We start from the raw sequence: 3,673 nt of genomic DNA, 5'->3' as shown, positions 1-3,673 counted from the left end.
CCGGCCGCCTTGGGGATGAGCTTGCCGAGCGCCTTCTGCTCGGCGCGCAGCTCGTCGAAGCGGACGCCGGACGACCTGCGCCGCTCGTCGGCAGACAGGAGGGCGTCGACGAGCGCGACGTCCTCTCCACGGGCGCGCTGCGAAGCACGCACACGGTCGGGGTCCTCACGAAGCAGGCGAAGGTCAATCACGCGGTCAAGGCTACCGGTGCGGTGCGACGGCCCACGACTCACTATTGCGGCACGGCGACTCACTTTCCGTTATGGGTGAATTGCGCAGTGTGTTCCGCCGTCTCGGGAGGGGGCGCGTCAAGGAAAGGGGCTTCATCTCCCCGGTGCGGGTGGGGGCGCGGGTCGTCGGTTGACTCGAATTCCTTGGCGCGCACGACACTTGGGGCCTGGTTGTCCACAGGCATCCACACCTTCGGAAAGTTATCCACAGGCTGTGGGGAAGATCTGTGGACTTCGGAATTGCTCCCTCCGAAAGGGGGTCGAGCCTCAGGATTCTGTGAACAAACTCCCCCTGACCTCACTTTTGAGGGAAAACAGTTCACCCCAAAGGATTGACCAGAGGAAAAGGGTGGACGAAAGTGATCTGCGGGACGGTGGATGCGATCATGGCCCGCAGGGTGATTTGTCGACCGAATGGGGCGTACCTGTCGACTTGTCCCCAGGTCGAGAAGCGGACCTGTGGATAACTTCTGTGGACAACGGCACACGGCGGGAAGGACCGGTGAGGACCGGCACCGCCCGGACCGGGACCTCCGTCAGAACCGGCCGTCCTGGCAGCGCGCCACCCAGTCCGCCGCACCCACGAACTCCTCGTCCGACGTACCGGGGAACGGAGGCAGCACCTCTCCCGGCCGCACATCCGCGCGCGGGTACGAACCGAGGAAACGCACCTGCAGGCAGATCCGCTTCAGCCCCATCAGCGCCTCGGCCACCCGGCGGTCCGCGATGTGTCCCTCGGCGTCGATGCAGAAGCAGTAGTTGCCGATACCCGCCCCCGTCGGCCGGGACTGGAGCAGCATCAGGTTGATGCCCCGCGTGGCGAACTCGCCCAGCAGGTCGCGCAGGGCGCCGGGATGGTCGTCGCGCTGCCACAGCACGACGGAGGTCTTGTCGGCACCGGTGGGCGCCGCGGGCCGGGCGGGCCGGCCGACCAGCACGAACCGGGTCTGGGCGTTCTCCGCGTCGTGGATGTTCGTCTCCAGGGCCTCCAGGCCGTACCGGGCGGCGGCGAACTCGCCGGCGAAGGCGGCGTCGTACCGGCCCTCCTGGACCAGACGCGCACCGTCCGCGTTCGAGGCGGCCGATTCCCAGTGGGCGTCCGGGAGGTGGGTCTTGAGCCAGTTGCGGACCTGGGGCTGGGCGGCCGGGTGGGCGGTGACCGTCTTGATGTCCGACAGCTTGGTGCCGGGACGGACGAGCAGCGCGAAGGTGATCGACAGCAGCACCTCGCGGTAGATCATCAGCGGGGTGCCCGCGACCAGTTCGTCGAGGGTGGTGGTGATGCCGCCCTCGACGGAGTTCTCGATGGGCACGAAAGCGGCCTCGGCCTCGCCGGCGCGGACCGCGTCGAGCGCGGACTGCACGGAGACGTACGGGATCAGCTCCCGGGTGGCGGCCTCGGGAAGCGTGCGCAGGGCGACTTCGGTGAAGGTGCCCTCGGGGCCGAGATACGCATAGCTCGCTGGCATGACCTCACCCTAATGGGCCCGCGTCGGCGGCAGCTCCGGACGCAACCCCAGGGGGTGACGCGGGGCGGTTCTCATCCCTCCAGCAGCCGCTGCCCCACATACTCGCCCTCCGCCGCGCCGCCCGGCACCGCGAACAGCCCGCTCGCCTCGTGCCGGATGAACGGGGTCAGGGCGTCGCCCCGGTCCAGCTTCCGCTGCACCGGAACGAAGCCGCGCAGCGGATCGGCCTGCCAGCAGATGAACAGCAGGCCCGCGTCCGGCACCCCGTCCGCGTCGATGCCGTCGTGGTACGAGAACGGGCGCCGGAGCATCGCCGCGCCGCCGTTCTGGTCGGGGCGGGTGATCCTGGCGTGGGCGTTGAAGGGGACGACCAGGTTGCCCTCGGCGTCCGTCTTCTCCAGGTCCATCTCGGACGTCTCGGTGCCCCCGGACAGCGGCGCCCCGTCGGACTTGCGGCGCCCGATGACGTTCTCCTGCTCCCTGAGCGGAAGCTTCTCCCAGTCGTCCAGCAGCATGCGGATACGGCGGACGACGACGTAGGAGCCGTTCGCCATCCAGGCGGGCTCGCCCTTCTCCGGGACGAAGATCCGCCGGTCGAAGTCGGGGTCGGCGGGCTCGGGATTGCGGGTGCCGTCGATCTGGCCCATCAGGTTGCGAGCCGTCATGGGGCGGGCGGTGGCACCCGGCGAGCGGTTGAAGCCGTTCATCTGCCAGCGCACCCTGGCCGCCGACCCCGCGTCCTTCTGCACGGCACGCAGGGCGTGGAAGGCCACGAGCGCGTCATCGGCGCCGATCTGCACCCACAGGTCGCCGTTGCTGCGGGCCTTGTCGAGGTGGTCGGAGGAGAAGTCGGGCAGCGGGTCCAGGGCGGCCGGACGCTGTTTCTCCAGGCCGGTGCGCGCGAAGAAGCTGTGGCCGAAGCCGAAGGTGAGGGTCAGCGAGGAGGGGCCGGCGTCGCGGGCCACACCGGTGTCGTCCTGCCCGCTCGGCTCGCCCGCCATCAGCCGGCGCGCCGTGTCCGACCAGCGGCGCAGCAGGGCGGCAGCCTCCTTGCGGCCGGCACCGGGCGCCAGGTCGAAGGCGATCAGATGGCCGCGGGCCTGGAGCCCCTCGGTGATGCCGGGCTGATGTTTCCCGTGAAACATCACCCGTCCGGTGCCCACCGAGGTCAGCGGAGTGGCCCCGGCGGGCGCCGCCGCGTGTCCCACGGCCGCCCCGCCCGTCGCACCGAGCACGAGACCGGCGGCCCCGGCGGTGCCGAGCAGCCTGCGCCGGGACATGCCCTTCCCGGCGGATCCGGTGGCCCCGGTGGTCTGTGCGACGGCCTCCTCCCGGGGTGCCTCCGGGGTGCGGGCCTGCGGAATGGACTGGTCAGCCATGGTGGTTCAGCCGATCTTCGCGTTCTTGGAGACGGTCACCTGGTCGATGTCGGACGTCCGCACGGTCGCCTCGATCTTCCAGTCGCCCGCCATGGGGATCTGTACGCCGCTCGCCGACCAGTGTCCGGTGGTGATGTGGTCGGGGACGACCGGCAGGGGGCCGATGTCCTCGGCGGAGAGGGTGAAGGCGACCTTCACCTCGGGGATGTCGAAGGGCTCGCCGTCCGGGCGCTCCACATAGACGTGCAGGTCGTTGTCGCCGACCCGCGCGGGGTCGAGGTCGACCGTGACGATGCCCTTGCCGTCCTCACCACCGGTGTCGAACGGCATGTTCAGGGTCACCGCGCCGGTGCCCCGGCCGGACGCGGCGGACGACGAGGCGGAGGCGACCGCCTCGGCCTCCTGCTCCGTGCGCCCCGGCTCGGTCTGCGTCAGCACGGTGGTGACGGCGAGCAGGACGACGGCGACGCCCGCCTCGGCGAGTACGGAGCGGCGCAGGCCGAAGCGGTTCGGGTCGGCGTCCCGCAGCCGCTTCTGCCGGGCGGTCTCCATCGCGGCCCGCTGCCGGGCGAGCTGAGCGGCCCGCGCGGAGCCC

At 70.7% G+C, this 3,673-nt stretch carries 2 protein-coding genes and 2 pseudogenes; all 4 read right to left on the bottom strand.

Annotated features, from left to right (window positions below; translation table 11 throughout):
- Positions 1-191, bottom strand: a pseudogene (locus tag RIM90_RS23360) (serine--tRNA ligase); the annotation flags it as partial.
- Positions 192-766: 575 nt separating this feature from the next.
- Positions 767-1,699, bottom strand: a complete 933-nt coding sequence (gene pheA / locus RIM90_RS23355) for a prephenate dehydratase (RefSeq protein ID WP_309062711.1) — start codon at positions 1,697-1,699, stop codon at positions 767-769.
- Positions 1,700-1,770: 71 nt separating this feature from the next.
- Positions 1,771-3,078 (bottom strand): iron uptake transporter deferrochelatase/peroxidase subunit, encoded by a 1,308-nt coding sequence (gene efeB, locus RIM90_RS23350; RefSeq protein WP_309062710.1) that lies wholly within the window; start codon positions 3,076-3,078, stop codon positions 1,771-1,773.
- 6 nt (positions 3,079-3,084) lie between these two features.
- A pseudogene (locus RIM90_RS23345) lies at positions 3,085-3,673 on the bottom strand (hypothetical protein); the annotation flags it as partial.

This window comes from Streptomyces sp. (assembly GCF_031181555.1).
GTDB classification, from domain to species: domain Bacteria; phylum Actinomycetota; class Actinomycetes; order Streptomycetales; family Streptomycetaceae; genus Streptomyces; species Streptomyces fimbriatus.
This window is presented reverse-complemented; position numbering and strand designations above follow the sequence as displayed.